The 18,501-nt window shown below is 40.5% G+C and carries 18 protein-coding genes; 5 read left to right on the forward strand and 13 right to left on the reverse strand.

Going from position 1 to position 18,501, the window contains the following annotated elements; all coding sequences use genetic code 11:
* The first annotated feature begins 53 nt into the window (after positions 1-53).
* Together ACYP5M_RS11590 and ACYP5M_RS11595 are read left to right on the forward strand one after the other, a co-directional pair.
* Positions 54-827 carry an alpha/beta fold hydrolase gene (locus ACYP5M_RS11590; RefSeq protein WP_434167676.1) on the forward strand — a complete coding sequence of 258 codons (774 nt, stop codon included), beginning with the start codon at positions 54-56 and terminating at the stop codon, positions 825-827.
* Positions 828-853: 26 nt separating this feature from the next.
* Positions 854-1,486: a DUF2238 domain-containing protein gene (locus ACYP5M_RS11595; protein WP_452444502.1), complete on the forward strand. Its 633-nt coding sequence runs from the start codon at positions 854-856 to the stop codon at positions 1,484-1,486.
* A 29-nt stretch (positions 1,487-1,515) separates the two neighbouring features.
* Here ACYP5M_RS11595 and ACYP5M_RS11600 read toward each other — a convergent pair whose 3' ends face one another.
* The 4 genes from ACYP5M_RS11600 to ACYP5M_RS11615 form a co-directional block, all read right to left on the reverse strand.
* Positions 1,516-1,962: a DinB family protein gene (locus ACYP5M_RS11600; protein WP_459735060.1), complete on the reverse strand. Its 447-nt coding sequence runs from the start codon at positions 1,960-1,962 to the stop codon at positions 1,516-1,518.
* Positions 1,963-2,405: 443 nt separating this feature from the next.
* The gene (locus ACYP5M_RS11605) at positions 2,406-2,555 is read right to left on the reverse strand and encodes an FbpB family small basic protein (protein WP_459735061.1); all 150 of its coding nucleotides are present in this window, start codon (positions 2,553-2,555) and stop codon (positions 2,406-2,408) included.
* Complete coding sequence (locus tag ACYP5M_RS11610) at positions 2,548-2,715, reverse strand: Fur-regulated basic protein FbpA (protein ID WP_084786080.1); 168 nt, start codon at positions 2,713-2,715, stop codon at positions 2,548-2,550. The genes ACYP5M_RS11605 and ACYP5M_RS11610 overlap by 8 nt, the downstream gene beginning before the upstream one ends.
* Positions 2,636-3,247: a flavodoxin domain-containing protein gene (locus ACYP5M_RS11615; RefSeq protein WP_459735062.1), complete on the reverse strand. Its 612-nt coding sequence runs from the start codon at positions 3,245-3,247 to the stop codon at positions 2,636-2,638. The genes ACYP5M_RS11610 and ACYP5M_RS11615 overlap by 80 nt, the downstream gene beginning before the upstream one ends.
* Positions 3,248-3,539: 292 nt before the next feature.
* Between ACYP5M_RS11615 and ACYP5M_RS11620 the strand changes: the two genes are divergently transcribed.
* Positions 3,540-4,175, forward strand: a complete 636-nt coding sequence (locus tag ACYP5M_RS11620) for a hypothetical protein (protein WP_459735063.1) — start codon at positions 3,540-3,542, stop codon at positions 4,173-4,175.
* A gap of 163 nt (positions 4,176-4,338) precedes the next feature.
* On the opposite strand, the gene ACYP5M_RS11625 is transcribed toward ACYP5M_RS11620, so the two are convergent.
* From ACYP5M_RS11625 to kdgD, 9 genes are all read right to left on the reverse strand, one after another.
* Positions 4,339-4,992, reverse strand: coding sequence for a DsbA family oxidoreductase (locus tag ACYP5M_RS11625; RefSeq protein WP_459735064.1), 654 nt, complete (start codon positions 4,990-4,992; stop codon positions 4,339-4,341).
* Positions 4,993-5,234: 242 nt separating this feature from the next.
* Positions 5,235-8,270 carry an efflux RND transporter permease subunit gene (locus ACYP5M_RS11630; protein ID WP_459735065.1) on the reverse strand — a complete coding sequence of 1,012 codons (3,036 nt, stop codon included), beginning with the start codon at positions 8,268-8,270 and terminating at the stop codon, positions 5,235-5,237.
* 710 nt (positions 8,271-8,980) lie between these two features.
* Positions 8,981-9,679, reverse strand: coding sequence for a polysaccharide deacetylase family protein (locus tag ACYP5M_RS11635; protein WP_459735066.1), 699 nt, complete (start codon positions 9,677-9,679; stop codon positions 8,981-8,983).
* A gap of 90 nt (positions 9,680-9,769) precedes the next feature.
* Positions 9,770-10,219: an ASCH domain-containing protein gene (locus tag ACYP5M_RS11640; protein WP_459735067.1), complete on the reverse strand. Its 450-nt coding sequence runs from the start codon at positions 10,217-10,219 to the stop codon at positions 9,770-9,772.
* A 112-nt stretch (positions 10,220-10,331) separates the two neighbouring features.
* Positions 10,332-10,652 carry a hypothetical protein gene (locus ACYP5M_RS11645; protein ID WP_101223154.1) on the reverse strand — a complete coding sequence of 107 codons (321 nt, stop codon included), beginning with the start codon at positions 10,650-10,652 and terminating at the stop codon, positions 10,332-10,334.
* A 121-nt stretch (positions 10,653-10,773) separates the two neighbouring features.
* Positions 10,774-11,226, reverse strand: coding sequence for a GNAT family N-acetyltransferase (locus tag ACYP5M_RS11650; RefSeq protein ID WP_101223155.1), 453 nt, complete (start codon positions 11,224-11,226; stop codon positions 10,774-10,776).
* Between the two features lie 152 nt (positions 11,227-11,378).
* Positions 11,379-12,914: a galactarate dehydratase gene (garD, locus tag ACYP5M_RS11655; RefSeq protein ID WP_427571569.1), complete on the reverse strand. Its 1,536-nt coding sequence runs from the start codon at positions 12,912-12,914 to the stop codon at positions 11,379-11,381.
* Positions 12,915-12,975: 61 nt separating this feature from the next.
* The gene (gene gucD / locus ACYP5M_RS11660; protein ID WP_101223157.1) at positions 12,976-14,439 is read right to left on the reverse strand and encodes an alpha-ketoglutaric semialdehyde dehydrogenase GucD; all 1,464 of its coding nucleotides are present in this window, start codon (positions 14,437-14,439) and stop codon (positions 12,976-12,978) included.
* An 18-nt stretch (positions 14,440-14,457) separates the two neighbouring features.
* Complete coding sequence (gene kdgD, locus ACYP5M_RS11665; RefSeq protein WP_101223158.1) at positions 14,458-15,390, reverse strand: 5-dehydro-4-deoxyglucarate dehydratase; 933 nt, start codon at positions 15,388-15,390, stop codon at positions 14,458-14,460.
* Between the two features lie 319 nt (positions 15,391-15,709).
* On the opposite strand from kdgD, the gene ACYP5M_RS11670 reads away from it, so the two are divergent.
* Together ACYP5M_RS11670 and gudD are read left to right on the forward strand one after the other, a co-directional pair.
* Positions 15,710-17,071, forward strand: coding sequence for an MFS transporter (locus ACYP5M_RS11670; protein ID WP_101223159.1), 1,362 nt, complete (start codon positions 15,710-15,712; stop codon positions 17,069-17,071).
* 31 nt (positions 17,072-17,102) lie between these two features.
* Complete coding sequence (gene gudD, locus ACYP5M_RS11675) at positions 17,103-18,461, forward strand: glucarate dehydratase (RefSeq protein ID WP_452444497.1); 1,359 nt, start codon at positions 17,103-17,105, stop codon at positions 18,459-18,461.
* The last annotated feature ends 40 nt before the right edge of the window (positions 18,462-18,501 follow it).

The raw sequence follows: 18,501 nt of genomic DNA on the forward strand, positions 1-18,501 counted from the left end.
AGTATAGCCATTCAATGATTGAAAATGATTTAAGATTATTGAGGTGAATTTTCATGCCCATGTTAGATGTGGACGGTAATAGCTTGTATTATTCTGTTAAGGGAAAAGGGGTTCCTATTGTTTTTATTCATCCTCCTGTACTGACTAGTGTGAATTTCCAATACCAAATGGAGGAATTATCCGAAGAATTCAAAGTTATAACCTTTGATATTAGGGGACACGGTAGAAGTCAGTATTCAAGACTGCCAGTAACTTATCCCCGGATCATAGAAGATATCAAACATCTGTTGGATCATTTGAAAATTAAAAAAGCAATCATTTGCGGATACTCGACCGGAGGATCTATCGTATTGGAATATTTGCTGAGTTGTGCCGATAGGGCTCTAGGAGGCATTGTTATAGGTGGAATGTCTGAAGTGAGGGATAAATATTTAAAGCAAAAGATTTCTCTAGGAATATCACTTGCCAAGAAAGATGCAGTTCCAATACTTGCGCTTTCCATTTCATGGAACAATTCAAATACCGAAAAGTTGTTCAACAAAATGTTTAATGAAGCCCTAAAAGGAGATGCCAGAAATATCGAGCAGTATTACCATTATAGTTTGCATTATAACTGTACCCATCAGCTTGAGAAAATCAACCTGCCCATTTTATTGATCTATGGTAAAAAAGATAAACCATTGTATTATTACGCTAATTTATTGCATGAAAAATTGCCATGCACGGAATTAAAATTCATTGATCATGCAAAGCATCAGATCCCTACAAAAGCGGCTAATGATTTAAATGAAAGTATAAAGCGTTTTATCCATACACAAACTGTTTGATTCTATCAACTGATAAATTTAATGGAGTGAAAAAATTGGGAAGAGATAAAAGTACACTGATTCATTTATTATTACTATTGCTAGTCACTGCCGTTTTTATTTGGTCAGTCATTAAGCCTGAAGGATACTTGATATGGACAATGGAAGTACTTCCTGCCGTTGTGTTTCTGATCTATGTACTTGCTACATATAATAAATTCCGCCTCACTACATTATCCTATTTCGTTATTGCCGTTCTTTCAATCACCATGTTCATCGGTGCCCATTATACGTACTCAAAAGTCCCCCTGTTTAATTGGCTAAAAGATCATTACGATTTAAACCGGAACCATTATGATCGGTTCGGGCATTTCCTAAAAGGTTTATTTGCGATTGTGATTAGAGAAATACTAATACGTAAAACCCCTCTAACAAAAGGACCGTGGTTATTTGCTGTTACATTAAGTTTTGCGCTTGCCATCGGAGCACTATATGAAATCATAGAATGGATAGCTGCCATCATTTCAAAAGGCGGAAAAGCTTCAAAAGAATTTTTAGGAACACAAGGTGATATTTGGGACGCACAATGGGATATGTCATTAACTTTAATCGCCTCTATCCTTGTATTGTTCACCTTGTCCAAACTTCATGACAAGCTGTTACGAAAAGTGAAAAATTGAAAAAAATAGTGACCTATAGATCACTATTTTCAAATTAGGATTTGATTGTTAATATGATGTTCCATATGTTCTAGATAATCTTTTATTAGCCACTCCAATGATTTTAGTTGATTATTTCCTATATCACAAAGATTAGATAATCTATCAATTGGTGTATTCGTTATTATATGTATGATTTGCTTATTTAAAGAACAAAAAAGGTTAACGATCTCATCCAATGGTCGCTCTTGATAATTCTGAACCAATACCCATTGGTCTTGATTATATGGTTGTATAACATATGGCTGTTCTTCGTACTGAATCTTGATAAACCTATTCATATTGTTCAATGCAGAATCGCATAGATGTCCTAAAATCTCTTTTTTGGACCATTTGTGTGGCATTGGTCGATGATTTAATTCTATTTCTGTCCTCCGGTTGAACTCTTCAGGTATAAAACCTATCCAATGATTGATTCCATTTATTACATTTTTCAATTTGCACTCCCCCTAAGTTTTACCTAAAGGATTTTTATTCGGCAACCAACCGGAAAATACCTTCTTCTTCAACTAACTGCACGGTTTGTTGAATATGCAAACCAACAGCATTCAATAACAGACCCAAAAGAAAAAACCGAAATCAAAAATGGATTTCGGTTCAGGCTTCAGGCAAACTTGAAGAAAAGTCAGTTTGCCTAAAGTTTTAAAAAACTTCCAGTTGATTTCAGAAATCCGCTCCCTTTCCGCCGACTGTCTGCCAAGCCTCCTCGACGCAAGCGTCTCCGGGGTCTCGGCTAGCCAGTTTTTCGTCAGGAGTGTCGCATATTTCTTCAATCTAGTAGGGGTTTCATAAAAGACCCACAGGTGCAAAAAGCTCCGAGGGCGGGACCACCCGTGGAAAGCGAGTGCCAAGTTTCAATCAACGTTCAAATTTTAACCAGTCATGATTGTACTTGCTTACCGCCCTTTTTTTCCTTGATGGCTTTTTGATCGATCTTTGTATAGATGCGTTCCACTTCAATTTTGTCATGCAATAGAAGTTCGCGGTTTTCTTTTAGAAGTTCAGTATATGATTTCCTTCTCCTAGACATTTTTTAATTCACCTCTCAAGTGATTGAATTCCTTCTGTAAAACTACTATCGGAAGCTCGTAAAGTTGTTTATTATATTTTTTAAAAATCCCGAATTTCAGAAGTTCTTGTATAAGTTCCTCTTTTTTTGCTTCTCCCTTTGTACTTAATTGGGTAATCATCAAGGACCCTCCTTAACAAAAATACAGACTTTTGGTATTTGGGGCTGCCTAGCATCCGATCCCACATGAAGAATCTCCACTTCTTCCTATTGCTTCCCCATATAAGGGCATGCTCTGCAAAGTCTTCGCATTTGCTTATTTGTTCGTATGTACTGCTTTCATGGTGTATTTTCAACACTTGATCATATACATCAAATCCAAATTGCTTCATTTTATTGGAAAGGATATCTATCCCGGCGCAGGGTTTCGAATGGGTCAGGTCGCCGGCACCAAAGAATGCAACTTTCACTCCAGTAAAGTCCGCTTGATCAATTTCTTCATAAAACTCGTTTGCTTCATACGGTAACTCTTCTAGATTCCATGTATATAAACCGATAAAGGCCAAATCAAAATCCTTTAAAGCATCAACTTCAACAGTATCCAATCTTTCCATATATACTTCACAGCCGACAGCCTTCATTCTGTTCTTTATGTTTATAGCCATTTTCTCGGTATTACCGGATAAACTGACATAACCAATGAATACCTTCATCTATATCACCTTCCTAATTGAGAATTAATTTCATTACACATCTCACTATAAATGAAAATGATTCTCATTGTCAATTATTTACCTCCGGTAATTATATTAAACAGTCCGTTCCTCATCTTAAAAATAATATAAATGTCCTAAAAAACAAGTTAAAAACCAAAATATTTAGGTAAAAAAGCCTATTTTTCACAAACAACCATGATACACTATGTAATAATTTAACTTATTCAGCCATTGCAAATGGTTATAGTTATTTTGAGGTTAAATAAAAAAAACACTAGGTGGGCTACTAATGGAATGGTTGAAACCTTATGAAGCTAATAATCAGTTCGAAGACAATACAGACAGTTTTTCAGATTTCAAGATCAGGGAATTTACCCCTAATTCAAAATTCGAAAAAAAATATTCACTATTAACTCAATTCTTTTTACTGTTGGGTTGCCAAGATGAAAATAGTGTTACTTCGTTATTTGTCGATAGAATTGATAATCAAGTCATCGAAGAAATTATTATGCATTTTGACAACACCAAGATTGTATTAGAAAACGAAGTACCATCAGAAATAATGTTAAATAAGCCGAATCAAGAATCTCTCTCCTTGATCAGGTCGAGTCACATAAATCCAATAATAAAAAATCTATATGGGACAATTAGCAAATCACAATATGAATGGAAACCACAAAAATCATACAAGATAATACCTGAATTTATAGAGAAATACGAAGATATGGAGTTCGATAAGGTGTTAGCTTATTTAAAAAACACATCAAAGGGGCCAATAATCTCGCTCTCCTTATACAATTGGACTTTAAAAGATTGTTTAAAAGATACTTTTGCCATTAGGTATTTCTCGCATAAATGTAAAAATGCTTATTTATGGGTCGATAATTCTAATATTGTTACTACAATTCAACTAGAATTACATTAAAATACCCCTTTTATATTAAACAGTAAAAAAAAAGGCTTTATTGTTTGATAAAAGGGGTTATTCTGTAATATTTAAGTACTCTAAAGATTAATCAAGCCTATTTTAAGGAGGGGCGTGAAATGACATTACAGTAGTAAATCCGTATTTGCCTGACAGTAAAACGTTATTGGCAATTCCCCTTACCATCACATTGCAAGCCATCAAATTCATTCCGTTTATTTTTTGCTTCTACCTTCTCAATGACTTGCGCCAGCCTTTCCTTGCTGGCTAGTCCTTGAATAACTTCATCACCAATAATAAACGTCGGGACAGCCCTTATATCTGCTTCTTCATAGGCATGTTTGAGTGCTTGTTGGTGCACTACGCGATACTTCCGTGACACTAGCGCTTCTCTAAAGTCTTCTACAGGAAGCTCAACTTCACCCGCTAATTTTGTCAATACTTCAATATCTTCAATATTTTGTTCCTCTTGAAAAAACGCGGTAAATACTCTGTTGTGGAATTCGTTCCCTTTTCCGTGCTCCTTTGCAAAATGGCAGCCCTCGAATGCCAAATGTGTATATGGATGCGGGGAGACACGGGGTAAACGCATATCAACCCCTAGCTTTTTCGCAGCAGGCAGAATGTAAGAGTCCCATGAATTCAACTTATCGGGTTCCTTCCATGGATCGATTTTGGCATGTGGACTCGGACGCAATTCAAATGGCATCCATTCCACTTCTACATCCTTATCCTTCACGATTTCGTCCAAAGGACCTTTACCTAAAAAACAAAATGGGCAAATAAAATCAGAATACGCTTTAATTTTCACTGTCATAATATATTCCCTCACTTTTCATTATCAGCTCAACTTGTAACCGTAATAGTTACAATACAAAGCAAAAAAAATATTAATATAAGAACATGGCATTCAGTAGTCGATAGCTTTCGGCAATTGTTTTACCACCTGCTGTAATCATTTTAGTTACAGGTTAGAGGAAAGTCAACCATTATTTTAAAAGAAAAAAAGTTTGTAAAGAAAATGTTGCTTTTCTCTACAAACTTTTTTATTAAGCTTACCTACATCTCGATTTGTTCGTTAACGGGTTCTTTCTTTTTCCTTCTCTGTTTTTTCGATTTTTTATAGTATAGTAATTCGTATATACATGGAATGACGATAAGTGTGAGCAGTGTAGACACAGCTAGCCCGCCAATGACAACGATCGCTAAACTTTGTGAAACCAAGCTTCCTGTTTCCGCTTTTTTATATAAAAGCGGCAGCATGGCACAAATTGTTGCTACAGCCGTCATTATGATCGGACGGAATCTTGTAGCCGTCGCTTCGACGATCGCATCACGGATGATCATTTTTTCTTCGTTTTGTTTGACTCGATCCAGAAGCACAATCGCGTTTGTCACAACAATTCCTATTAACATGAGAGCACCCAGCAGTGCTGTAATGTCAACTGGGATTCGACTGATAACCAATCCTAATACCGCTCCAATGGCAGCGAATGGCAAGGAAAATAGAATGGCGATCGGTGCTTTGATTGATTTAAATGTTATTACCATGATTAAAAAGACGATGCCGATCGATATTAACATCGTAAGGAATAAATCGGAAAAATCATCTGTCTGCTGAGCACTGGCCCCGCCGACTAAAATCTCTACATCATTCGGAATATCAAGTCCTTTGTTCTCTTTATCTCCAAATATCTCAAGATTTATTTTGCTTGCAATATCGGAAAGCTTAGTCGGATCGACCGTTGCCGTTAATTGAAGATACGTTTCTCCATCTTTATGGAACTGCGTTGTTGCACTCTCTTCACTATTTAAAGATGCAACCTTAGACACCGGAGCTAGACCGCCGTCTGTCATGATCGGGATACTTTTTAAATCCTCTGGTTTTTTAGGATCCAAGATGGGTTCAAGGACGACAGGTGTCTGCTTATCCTGCAAGGTTATATTGCCAATAGGAGTTTTATTAAGCATGATACCTAATTGTTGACCGATTTGTTCTGTATTGCCTTTAGCCGGATCTACCTTGAATGAATAAATCGTTTTCTTTTCGTCTTGGTTTGTTGTAACCTCTTCGATTCCTTTAATATCCTGAATACTTTCTTTGACCTTATTGGCCGTCAGTTCCAAATCTTCAACATTACTGCCGATCACATCTATCGTAATGTTCGTCTTTGATGCCCCCATCATAAATGAAGAGGCTTGCGCCGTAAGCTTCGCATCAGGATAGTTTTCTTGTTCCTTTTCCATTTTCTCCAGGATTGAATCTACATTTGCTTTATCCTTCACGAGGATGCCGAAAGTTGCTTCTGTAGGTGATGTGACTGCTCCATATTGGGCCGTCTCGGCTGAGTTTCCTAATTGCATGAAAATATTATCCACTTCACTCATATCCTGCATCGTTTCTTCGAGTTCAATCGCTTTTTCCTTTACTTTCTCATATGGCTGTTCATTTGGATAAGTTAATGTCACGGAGACATAGTCTGCTGAAGAATTATCAATCGCCCCTTTTGGCATGGCAAAATATGTACCAATGGAACCGACAAACAACAGCATCGCAATAATCAGGACTACCCATTTATGATTTAATGACCAAGTAACCAGTTTGGTAAAACGCTTGGCCGGTCGATGTTTTGGCAGCTCCGTCCTTTTCAGCAATCCTGCGCTCATTAACGGAACAACCGTCAATGCCACAATTAAAGAAGCCAGCAAAGAATAAGTTACCGTCAAGGCGAAAGGAAGAAGAAACTCTTGAAGCCCTCCATTCAATAAAGCAACTGGCAAGAAAACGGCTACAGTAGTAAGGGTTGAAGCTGTTATCGCCACTCCCACCTCTTTCGTTGCATCCATCACCAATTCCTTTGAAACCTTCTCCTGCTGCATTTTCCGGAAAATATTTTCAATAACAACTATACTATCGTCCACCAAGCGCCCTATCGCTACAGCGACACCGCCCAGCGTCAAAATATTCAGCGTCACTCCCGACAATGACAGCAAAAATAACGTAAATCCAAGAGATAGCGGTATGGATACGATTGTAATGAATGTAGATCTTACATTCCGTAAAAAGACCATGATTACAATCGTAGCGAATAACGCACCTAGCAGAACTTCTTTTACCATCGTCTGAACGGAAGTCTCCACCATATCAGCTGTAGATAAATAAATGGTCGATTTCTGGTCGCTATACTTTTCATTAATTTCTTTTGCTACTTTTTCAACCTCTTTACTGATTGTGACCGCATTTGATTGACTGTCCTTGATAATGCTTAAATCAATGCTTTCCTTTCCATTAAAACGACTGATGAGGTTGCCATCCTTCGCTTCTTCAACTTTTGCTATCTCTCCAAGTGCGACATTCGGAGTGACCTTTAACGCTTCTAATTTTTCAATACTTGTTAAATCACCGATAACCTTGATGTTACTTGCCTTCCCATCAATCACTTTTTCGCCTACGGCCAGAGCTGCATTCTGACCGTTAAGGACGCTCATGACATCTTGAATGGAGACTTTCTTTTTAGCCAATTCTTCATTATCCACTTTGACTGAAAGAACGGATTGCGAAATTCCAAATGTCTGTACATCCGAAACCCCTTTAATATCTTTATACAGAGGCTCTAATTCTTTCTTGGTAAAGTCTATATTTTCAGCTGTTAATCCATCCTTAAAAGTAACAGCTACAAATGAGATGGGAATCATTGATGTATTTAACTGTGTAACAGTTGGCTTTGCCATGCTTTGTGGCAGCGCTACACTGCCAAGAGCCTCTTGAACATCAAGTTTCGCTTGTTTCATATCCGATCCGGCTTCAAAGAATAGATCTACTTTTGAAAATCCATCTCCAGTGGTGGAGTATATTGAACTCTTTCCTTTAACTCCCGTAACTGCTCTTTCAATTGGATCTGTAACTTGTGCTTCCATCGTTTTCGAATCAGTGCCCTGACCCATTGTGATAATCGTAACTTGAGGATTATCGGCAGATGGTAAAAATTCCATCGGCAGTTTAAAATAACTGACAACTCCTATCAACAAAATAAATATGGTTACCAATGAAACGGCAGCCTTGTTCTTAAACGCCCACTTAGTAAAAAACTCCACGTACATATCACCCCTGATTATAATTTATAAGAAAATAATCCCATTTCAAATATTACCATATATTACTAATGTAGTAGTGTTAATTTTTTATTGATTTTTATATTTTTTTATGTATCTCTATACATAGAAACAAAAAAAGGCTGCGCAGCAGCCTCAGTTTGTAGACAAAAGGGGTTCTATCTAAATTTAAAAACCAAGTTGGTTGGAACGTAAGGAACGAGACTCCTGCGGGAAAAGCGCGTCCAGGAGACTCCCGGACCGCCCGCGGAAAGCGAGTGCCTGGAGAGGAAAGCAACGTTCAAATTGTACAAATCCTTAAAACCAGTAGACAGACTCGATTATTTATATCCTTTGAAAAAAAGCATAACGATAGCAAAAACCATTACCCCGATAAGCAATAACGGGCCGATGCCCGAGCTATACACGAAGTATACCGTGATGTGGCGAAAAATGAGCACCACAAGAAATAGGAATAACAGGATACATAAAATCATGATCAGAGCGGTGTTTTTATTCCGATACAAGTAACCAGCCCCATTTTAATAGCTTTATTTCCACTAAGGAAAAATTCATGCGAATGCATGCCCTAACAACGACCTTCCATTAAGAAACAATATGCAGCCCATGTTTTGTACTATTCTGTATATCAAATAAAAAAGGGCTGCCGCAGCAACCCGATTCTTCGAAAATCGTCTGGACGAAAAATGAAACTACATTTCATGAAGTTCATTGACCGTTACAAACCTATACCCTTCGTTCGTTAACTCTTGTAAGATCCCTTCAATCGCTTGAAGTTCTTTACCCGTATCATCGTACATCGGATGCATCAGGATGATCGAACCTGGTTTTATATTTTCCTTCACATACTTCACTTTGTCAGAAGCTGAAGTGTAATAGCTATCTGGTTCCAGATTCCAAGTAATGGTCTCTCTATCATTTTTATTTAAATAATAAGGCAAACCTAAGATTTTTTTCCCGTTTGGCGGCCGGACATCAATTTCACCCTTATATCCGGAGTTTTGAATTAATGTATCCGTTTTCTCGATTTCGGCCTTGATATAAGAGGGCGATTTAAAAACCATTCGCCTGTGGGAATACGTGTGATTGCCAATCTGATGTCCTGCTTCCGCTATTTTACCCGCTTCCTCTGGATACTTTTCGATTTCGTTACCAATCAGGAAGAATGTAGCCTTTACATCGTATTTATCCAATAACGGAAGGATTTGATTTACATTGTTCGATGGGCCATCATCAAAAGTCAAAGCGACCACTTTTTCATTCGTCTCGACATTATCCGTTAATCCATCGAATAACTGATATGTTCTTGAATTCATTAATTTATACGTACCAAACAATAGCAGGAAAACAACCAGGATTCCCAATCCAATGAATATCAGTTTCTTTTTCATGCAAATACCTATCTTTCTATAAGTTTTTTAATCCAATGACCTATTATAGCAAATCACTGAAAGAAAGCACTTATTGCTAGCCGTCTACAATCACTTTACATGAATCAATTCAAAACGCTCACACACTAGCAGCATATCTACTTGAAAGGTGTGTCCGATTCTGTCCAGTTCTTCTTTAAAAAATTTTTCATGTGCGTCCCACCAGTATGTATATGTTCGATCGCCTTCCCCTTCTGCAATTGCAAACTCTTCGCTCACTTCATTCATGGGCAATACTTCGACTTTCACTGTTTGGATGATGGCTAAGGGCTCATCCTCACCGCTTAAAATTATGCTGTAATCACCCACGGATGGTAATGGTTCATTTTCTTCTTCATAAAAAACATACCCAGAGCATGTAGCCGTTTTTATCCCGTCCATCACTAATCGAGCCAATTGATCGGGATCGGCCCCGAATTGCCACGCACTGACTGACTGGGGTTTTTCTTCTTCTTTCCCTTGCCAAAATTCATTCCAATATAACTCCGCTTTGACATTCATTCTATGATTCTCCATTCTATTTTTCAGCTCCCCTGAGCATCACGAAAGGTTCAATTGGTTCAACTCCAAACTATCTTCAAGCAAAACTCATTAAACTCTATCACTGCAACTGCTAATTTGATCTACGTGGCCATTCTATTTCACCAGTTAACAGCAAAGTGATGACGATAACCCAAAATATAAAGAAAGATGAGGAAAAAACCAAAGAAACGATAGAAATCACTTTTTTCTCCGTTTTCTTCAAAATTCCCATGACAGATAGGACGATACCGGTAATCGTAAGGAAAAATGTGATATAATCACCCGTCAGGCTCCCGAAATTTGCGATTCTGATAGGTGTAATAAAAACAGTAAAAAAGCAAACGATTCCAATGATGAATGAAGTAAAACTGATTACACCATACCTCTTCTGAATACATGCTTCGTTTTCCATCGAGCTCACCCTTTCATAAGTTTTTAAATCCTATACATCTATTAATATCTCACGAATAATTTTAACATATAATACCAGACAAGTTGTTGTGCACAAAAAAAGGGGACAAAAGACCGTGAATTTAAAGCTTCATTTTCATGCCTTCATGAGTGGCTTTAAATCCTAAACGTTCATAAAAACGCAACGTTTCTTCCCGCTTTTTATCGGTCGTCAGCTGAATGATATGGCAGCCCCGCTTCCTTGCACGGTCAATCGCATATTGAATCAACTTGCTTCCAATACCTTTCCCTCGTTCTGTAGATGCCGTCCGAACCCCTTCGATCGTAGCTCTCCAACCGCCTTGATGGGTAATGTAAGGAGTGAACGTGATTTGCTGTACCCCAACGATTTCCTCACCAAGACATGCTACGATCAATTCATTATTTCCATCTGCATCAATGGATTCAAATGCTTTTATATAGCTTTCAGGAAGGGGATTTTCATAGCGCTCCCTTTCCTTCCCCAAAACATCATCCGCAAGCATCTGTACTATTTCACTTAAATCTTTTGCCGTCGCATTCCTGAATGTGACCATGCTTTCCCTCCTGATATGTACTTCAGTATCTCGTCATGATGAAAACCAAACGTTCATTAATAACTTCTGCTAATAGTCCAGCGGTCCTCTTTTCTGGAAGAAAAAAGGACGGACCTCCTCTATTAAAAGGAAGTCCGTCCAGTAAATCATTATTAAGTAATTGGCGCAGGATTGAACAGTGCCAAATCATTATGCAGGCCCCAATGCTCTGCCCAGGTTTTCTTTTTACCGCTGGCCACTTCCAAAATAAGGTGAAATATTTCCCATCCAACATCCTCAATCGTTGCTTCACCAGTAGCTATAGTTCCAGCATTTATATCGATCAGATCTTTCCATTGCTCTGTCAATGTATTTCGTGTAGATACTTTGATGACGGAAGCCATTGCGAGATTATAAGGTGTGCCTCTACCAGTTGAAAAAACTTGAAGGTGCATACCAGAAGCGAGCTGCAGTGTTCCGCAAACAAAGTCACTAGCTGGTGTAGCTGCAAAAATCAGCCCTTTTTCCGTTGCTTTTTCACCTGGAGCCAATACGCCTGAAATGGGGCTGCCTCCGGATTTGGCAATGGAGCCTAATGATTTTTCCACTACATTGGCCAATCCGCCTTTTTTGTTTCCAGGCGACGGATTGGCACTTCGATCAGCATCACCTAAAGCAAGGTAGTTATCATACCAATCCATTTCCTTTATTAAGGCTCTTCCTACTTCTTCATTCACCGCTCGAGGCGTCAATAGATGAATCGCATCCCGTACTTCTGTGACTTCAGAGAATAGAACGGTTGCTCCTGCTCTAACTAACAGATCTGTAGCATATCCTACTGCAGGGTTAGCTGTCACACCAGAGAAGGCATCACTTCCTCCGCACTGCGTACCGATGACTAATTCGGAAACCGGAAATGTCTCCCGCTGCCTGCGGTTCAACTTGATTAAACGTTCCTCGGCCATTTCCATAATGGATTGGACCATTCCCGCAAATCCCTGCTGATCCTGAAGTGAAATGATATCTGAATCATCCCCGCTTGGATTTATTCTCATTGGAGAAAGTTTTTCACACCCTAATCCAACTACCAAGGCTTCCCCGCCGAAATTTGGGTGTTTCGCAAGGTTCTGTATCGTGCGAATGGGAATAACCGCTTCCGGTGCATTGATAGCGACTCCGCACCCATAGTTGTGATTTATGGCGAAAACATCATCAACATTGGGATACTTCGGGAGTAGCTCTTTTTTTATCCGGTTCACGACAAAATCCAGAACGCCAACAACACATTGAACGCTAGTTGTAATGCCTAATATATTCTTGGTTCCAACACTGCCATCTTCATTGCGGAATCCTTGAAATGTATACCCTTCAAGTGGGGGTAAAGTTTTCGGTATATCATTTGCTACCGGTAATGCCTTTAAATCTGGAGAAGCCGGCAGTATCACCAACGACTCGTCAATCCAACTGCCCTTACTGATTGATTCAGCCGCATAACCGATAACTTCCCCATAGCGTATGATGGCTTCATTCTCGACTATATCCGTCAAAGCCACTTTGTGACCTTGTGGTACTCTTTCTTTCAATTCAAGCCCACAAGAGAAAACGGTTCCTTGATCCAAGCCCCCCGTATTAACCACGATGGCGACATTATCAATCTTATTTACCTTAATATAAAGCGGAACCTCCGTCAGTTGCGTTTTTGTATCCACTTTACCACTCCTTCATTCTAAAAAAGCAAACAGTCATCACTAAAGATACACGAGAGGGTTATTATTTTACAAACACCGTTTTAATGGATGTAAAAAACTCTTTTGCTGCTTCTCCTTGTTCCCTGGAGTGGGAGCTGGAGTTTTTCATGCCGCCAAATGGCGCCTGCAATTCAACGCCTGCGCTCTCAGCGTTGACCCTGATCAATCCCGCTTCCATATCGTTAACAAATGAAAGCAAATGTTTGATATTCGCTGTGAAAATCGAAGCACTAAGGCCGTATTCCACGCTGTTCGCAAGTTGCAGGGCCTCTTCAACTGAATCAGCTTTCAATAAAGCAATTACCGGACCAAAAATTTCTTCCTGTACAATCGTCATATCTGACGTGCAGTTATCAAAAATAGTAGGCTCTACATAAAAGCCATTTGCCTGAGGGCCTTCTTCAGCACGCTTCCCGCCAATTAGAAGTTCAGCGCCTTCTTCCACTCCTTTTTTAATATAGGAAAGAACCGTATTCAATTGATTTTCGCTAGCACATGGACCCATCCATGTTCCGCTGTCCAATCCATCCCCGATGGAAATGCCTTTCGTTTCTTTCACCAGCAGCTGCTTGAACTCTTCATAAACTTCAGCTGCAACGATGACACGGCTTGTCGCGGTACATTTTTGCCCCGTTGAACGGAACGCACCTGTAATGACGGCTTCTACAGCCAGATTAAGATCCGCATCCGCTGCAACGATGACCGGGTTTTTCCCGCCCATTTCAAGCTGGTATTTCGCTCCGCGTGCTAACGCCGCTTGTCCAATCCTTTTTCCAACGCCGTTTGAGCCGGTAAAGGTAATGCCGTTTACATCTTCGTGATCAGCGATGCCCTGCCCGATGACACTGCCCGGTCCTGTGACCATATTGATTACACCCGCCGGTAAACCGGCTTCTTCAAAACACTCCATGATCTTCGCACAGGTGATGGCCGTCTCGGTGGCTGGCTTGACCACAATCGTATTCCCATATACGAGAGCAGGAGCCATCTTCCAAATTGGGATGGCGATTGGGAAATTCCAAGGTGTTATGACGCCCACAACGCCAAGCGGGACTCGCGTCGTGAACATAAGCGCTGAACTGTCGGTGGATGGAATGACATCCCCCACTTTACGCATTCCTTCTCCTGCATAGTATTTCAGGATCGCAATGCCACGTGCCGTTTCCCCTTTTGTTTCAGCAAAGGTCTTTCCCATTTCCCGTGTTGCACATTCTGCGATTTCATCAATCCGCTTTTCAAGAATTTGCGCTGCTTTATATAGATACTCCCCGCGCTCTGAACCAGCTAGTTTGCGCCATTTTTCTTTCGCCTTTTTCGCAGCTTCCACAGCCAGGTTCAAGTCATCCTTGGTAGATTTTTGTACATATCCGACAATTGCCTGTTTATCTGCCGGGTTTAAACTTTTTTCAACTTCATTTGAAATAGAAGCAACCCATTCACCGTTAATATAGTTAAGATACGTTTTTGTTTGAACTGTAGTTATCATATATAATCCCCACCCTTATTAGATTGATTGAATTGGTGTTTCTTTTGGAAAACGATTTAAAGCATTCTCTAATATCGTTTGCATTTCTGCATAATGTTCTTTTTCCACCGGAAGAATTGGTAATCTGACTGTTTGCCCAACCGGCATTCCCATAATCTCCATACCTGCTTTAATGAGCGAAACGGCATATCCCTTTCTCTGACGGCGAATATTGTTGATTGGCATGATGACCTGTTGGTAAATTTCATTGACCGTTTCCTGATCTCCGCTCAAAATGCCATTATAGAATTTTCGTGAGATATGCGGGATGTAATTGGATATCGCCGATGAATATGAGTCAAAGCCAAGTGGAACGTAGGCCGACATGGTAACTTCCGCAAGCGGCATTCCGTTCAGCCAGCCGAAACGTTTTCCGAAGGTTTGTGTAAGGAGTCCATTCAACTCCATATTGCCCAGGCCGTCTTTGACGCCGACCACCTGCGGGACCTCAGCAAGCGCTTCCAAAGTTGAAAGTGAAAATGAAACATTATCACGCTGATATACTATGGAATTTAAGTCTGTACTTTCTGCGATGGTTTTGAAATAAGCAGCCAGACCTGCCTGTTCTCCAGTAACGAGATATGGAGGTAATATTAAATAACCGTCTGCCCCTCTATCCGCTGATATTCTGGCAAGTTCGAGGGAAGTTTGAATATTCCCGCCTACCCCTGTGTATACAGGTACTTTTCCAGCCGTGACGGATACGGCTACCTCTACCATCGCTTCATATTCCTCTTTACTTAACGAAGGATATTCCGCTGCTGCACATGCCACGAAAATAGCCTCGAGTCCCTCATCTAATAAAAATTGGATATTTTGGGCGAGTGCTTGTTCATCAAGCTTATTACTCGTTGTGAATGGTGCCACGGGAAATCCGAGTATTCCTTTAGGTGCCTTGCGAGTCTTATTCATTATTTATTCCCCCTTGTGTATTATTGTTTTATTGTAAGACAAATAGACCTTCTGGTCAATCGTATTTTTTTTATTTTCTGAAAAAACTAGCATTACCTTAAACCTCAATAATTTCACTTCTACTATATACAAAAAAACACGATAATTAAGGAGCTAAAAAGAAAAATAATTTACGAAAAAAAGCCATTGACAAACAATTTTATTTGTCTTACCATTGGACAAAACTAAATATTAAGAATTTTCACGAAGGAGGAAACAGTTAACATTGTAAGCGGTATCAAATGAAAATATAATTAAATACGATTAAGGAAGTGAGTATATGAACGCTGAAGAAAAAGTTTTTCAACCATCTCCTAAACTACCAAGTGCCCAGAAAAAAACACGCACACGATGGTTCATTGTCTTTATGCTCTTTTTGGTCACTGCTCTGAATTATGCGGATCGTGCGACGCTATCAATTGCGGGTACGGACATGTCTGGTCAGCTTGGTCTCGATTCAGTCATGATGGGCTACGTTTTCTCCGCTTTCGCTTGGTCTTATGTAGCAGGACAAATTCCAGGCGGATGGCTTTTAGACCGTTTTGGCTCAAAAAAGGTTTACTTTTGGAGTATCACGTTATGGTCTGCCTTTACGCTTTTACAAGGGTTTCTAGGTTTTTTCGGTTCTGCCGGAACAGCTGTCATCGTATTGTTCGGCCTGCGTTTTTTAGTTGGATTGGCAGAAGCGCCTTCCTTCCCGGCCAACAGCCGCATCGTCGCTACATGGTTCCCAAGCCATGAACGCGGAACCGCGGCTGCCACTTTCAATTCCGCCCAGTATTTTGCAACCGTTCTCTTTGCACCGATCATGGGTTACATTACGTATAAATTTGGTTGGGAATATGTCTTCTTCTTTATGGGTGCTTTAGGAATCATCGTTGCTTTCATCTGGCTGAAAACGATTTATGGCCCGAAAGAACATCCTCGTATCAACAAAGCTGAGCTTGAATATATCGAAGCTGGCGGCGCTTTGATCAATATGGATCAAACCAGTGCAAATAAGGAAGAAAAGAAAGGCGTCAACTGGAATCATATTAAGCAGCTTTTATCAAACCGCATGCTGTTAGGTGTTTATCTAGGACAATATTGCATTACGACGTTAACGTACTTTTTCCTGACATGGTTTCCTGTGTACCTTGTACAAGAAAGAGGCATGACCATTCTTGAAGTTGGATTCGTCGCTTCCCTTCCCGCCATTTGTGGATTTTTTGGCGGTATTCTCGGAGGTACATTCTCGGATTTCTTGTTACGGAAGGGATTCTCATTGACTGTCGCCCGAAAAATGCCAATTGTTGTTGGGATGATTCTATCGATGAGCTTGGTAGCAGCAAACTATGTAGATACGGAATGGGTTGTCATTTTCGTTATGGCCCTTGCGTTTTTCGGTAAAGGATTTGGGGCATTAGGCTGGGCGGTTGTGGCCGATACCTCACCAAAAGAAATGTCCGGTGTCAGCGGCGGGCTTTTCAACACATTCGGTAACATTGCCGGCATTACAACACCGATCATCATCGGATATATCATTGCCACGACAGGGTCGTTCAATGGGGCGCTAGTTTTCGTATGTGCCAATGCTCTTGTCGCTATTTTAAGTTACTTATTCCTGGTTGGTGAAATTAAACGTGTAGAGTTAAAATCATAATCAACTAATTATTCTAGTAGGGGGAAAAATTATGAACAATCAATTGCTTAAGGATAATGTAAAAATCGGCACACCGGTAATTTCTGAAATGAGCGTTATTCCAGTTGCGGGCCATGACGGCATGCTGCTGAACTTAAGTGGTGCCCATGCTCCATATTTCACCCGGAACATTGTCATTCTAAAAGACAATGCGGGTAATACAGGTGTAGGTGAAGTTCCTGGGGGCGAAAAAATCCGCCAAACTCTAGAAGATGCCAAACAATTGGTTGTCGGCCAGTCCATTGGGACCTACAACAACATTCTGAATACCATCCGTAAGCAGTTTGGGGACCGCGATGCTGGAGGGCGCGGCCTTCAGACGTTCGATCTCCGTATTGCCATTCATGCCGTAACAGCATTGGAAGCGGCACTTCTTGATTTAGTTGGCCAATATTTAGGTGTTCCTGTCGCAGCCCTTCTCGGTGAAGGACAGCAGCGTGATAAGGTGGAAATGCTGGGCTACTTATTTTATGTAGGTAACCGCAATAAAACAGATCTTGGTTATTTAAGCGAACCGGAAGCGGAAAATGACTGGCTTCGCCTCCGTCATGAGGAAGCGCTGACACCCGAATCGATTGTCCGCTTGGCAGAAGCCGCCCACTCTCGCTATGGATTCAATGATTTTAAATTGAAAGGCGGGGTTTTACGCGGGGAGGAAGAAATCGAAGCGGTGACGGCACTTGCGGAACGCTTCCCTGAAGCCAGGATCACGCTTGATCCAAATGGCGGCTGGCTGCTTGAGGATGCGATTAAACTTTGCAGGGATCAGCATCATGTTTTAGCTTATGCGGAAGATCCATGCGGAGCGGAAAATGGTTTTTCCGCCCGGGAAATCATGACGGAATTCAGGCGTGCAACGGGCCTTCCAACCGCTACGAACATGATTGCAACGGACTGGAGGCAAATGGGGCACTCCATTCAACTTCAATCCGTGGACATCCCTCTTGCCGATCCGCATTTTTGGACGATGCAGGGCTCCGTCCGTGTCGCTCAAATGTGCAACGACTGGGGATTGACATGGGGATCACACTCGAATAATCACTTTGACATTTCACTTGCCATGTTTACACACGTTGCAGCAGCCGCACCAGGAAAAATCACTGCAATCGATACCCACTGGATTTGGCAGGATGGGCAGCGTTTGACGAAAGAACCTTTTAAAATTGTCGGCGGTATGGTCGATGTCCCTTCAAAACCTGGACTTGGAATTGAAGTGGATATGGATCAAATCGAGAAGGCACACCAGCTTTATAAACAAAAAGGACTTGGTGCCCGTGATGATTCAATGGCGATGCAATACCTGGTTTCCGGATGGAAGTTCAATCCAAAATCTCCTTGCCTTGTGAGATGATTTTTTTCCTACATTGCGTGCGTCTCTCTCTTTAGAGAGG

It is taken from the genome of Peribacillus sp. N1 (assembly GCF_054600815.1).

What these genes read in the sequence shown, in the direction of transcription:
- ACYP5M_RS11590 (WP_434167676.1), top strand. Translation starts at nt 54, where the DNA reads ATGCCCATGTTAGATGTGGACGGTAATAGCTTGTATTATTCTGTTAAG.
- ACYP5M_RS11605 (WP_459735061.1), bottom strand. Translation starts at nt 2,555, where the DNA reads ATGTCTAGGAGAAGGAAATCATATACTGAACTTCTAAAAGAAAACCGC.
- ACYP5M_RS11610 (WP_084786080.1), bottom strand. Translation starts at nt 2,715, where the DNA reads ATGATTACCCAATTAAGTACAAAGGGAGAAGCAAAAAAAGAGGAACTT.
- ACYP5M_RS11615 (WP_459735062.1), bottom strand. Translation starts at nt 3,247, where the DNA reads ATGAAGGTATTCATTGGTTATGTCAGTTTATCCGGTAATACCGAGAAA.
- ACYP5M_RS11620 (WP_459735063.1), top strand. Translation starts at nt 3,540, where the DNA reads ATGGAATGGTTGAAACCTTATGAAGCTAATAATCAGTTCGAAGACAAT.
- ACYP5M_RS11625 (WP_459735064.1), bottom strand. Translation starts at nt 4,992, where the DNA reads ATGACAGTGAAAATTAAAGCGTATTCTGATTTTATTTGCCCATTTTGT.
- ACYP5M_RS11635 (WP_459735066.1), bottom strand. Translation starts at nt 9,679, where the DNA reads ATGAAAAAGAAACTGATATTCATTGGATTGGGAATCCTGGTTGTTTTC.
- ACYP5M_RS11640 (WP_459735067.1), bottom strand. Translation starts at nt 10,219, where the DNA reads ATGAATGTCAAAGCGGAGTTATATTGGAATGAATTTTGGCAAGGGAAA.
- ACYP5M_RS11645 (WP_101223154.1), bottom strand. Translation starts at nt 10,652, where the DNA reads ATGGAAAACGAAGCATGTATTCAGAAGAGGTATGGTGTAATCAGTTTT.
- ACYP5M_RS11650 (WP_101223155.1), bottom strand. Translation starts at nt 11,226, where the DNA reads ATGGTCACATTCAGGAATGCGACGGCAAAAGATTTAAGTGAAATAGTA.
- gucD (WP_101223157.1), bottom strand. Translation starts at nt 14,439, where the DNA reads ATGATAACTACAGTTCAAACAAAAACGTATCTTAACTATATTAACGGT.
- kdgD (WP_101223158.1), bottom strand. Translation starts at nt 15,390, where the DNA reads ATGAATAAGACTCGCAAGGCACCTAAAGGAATACTCGGATTTCCCGTG.
- ACYP5M_RS11670 (WP_101223159.1), top strand. Translation starts at nt 15,710, where the DNA reads ATGAACGCTGAAGAAAAAGTTTTTCAACCATCTCCTAAACTACCAAGT.
- gudD (WP_452444497.1), top strand. Translation starts at nt 17,103, where the DNA reads ATGAACAATCAATTGCTTAAGGATAATGTAAAAATCGGCACACCGGTA.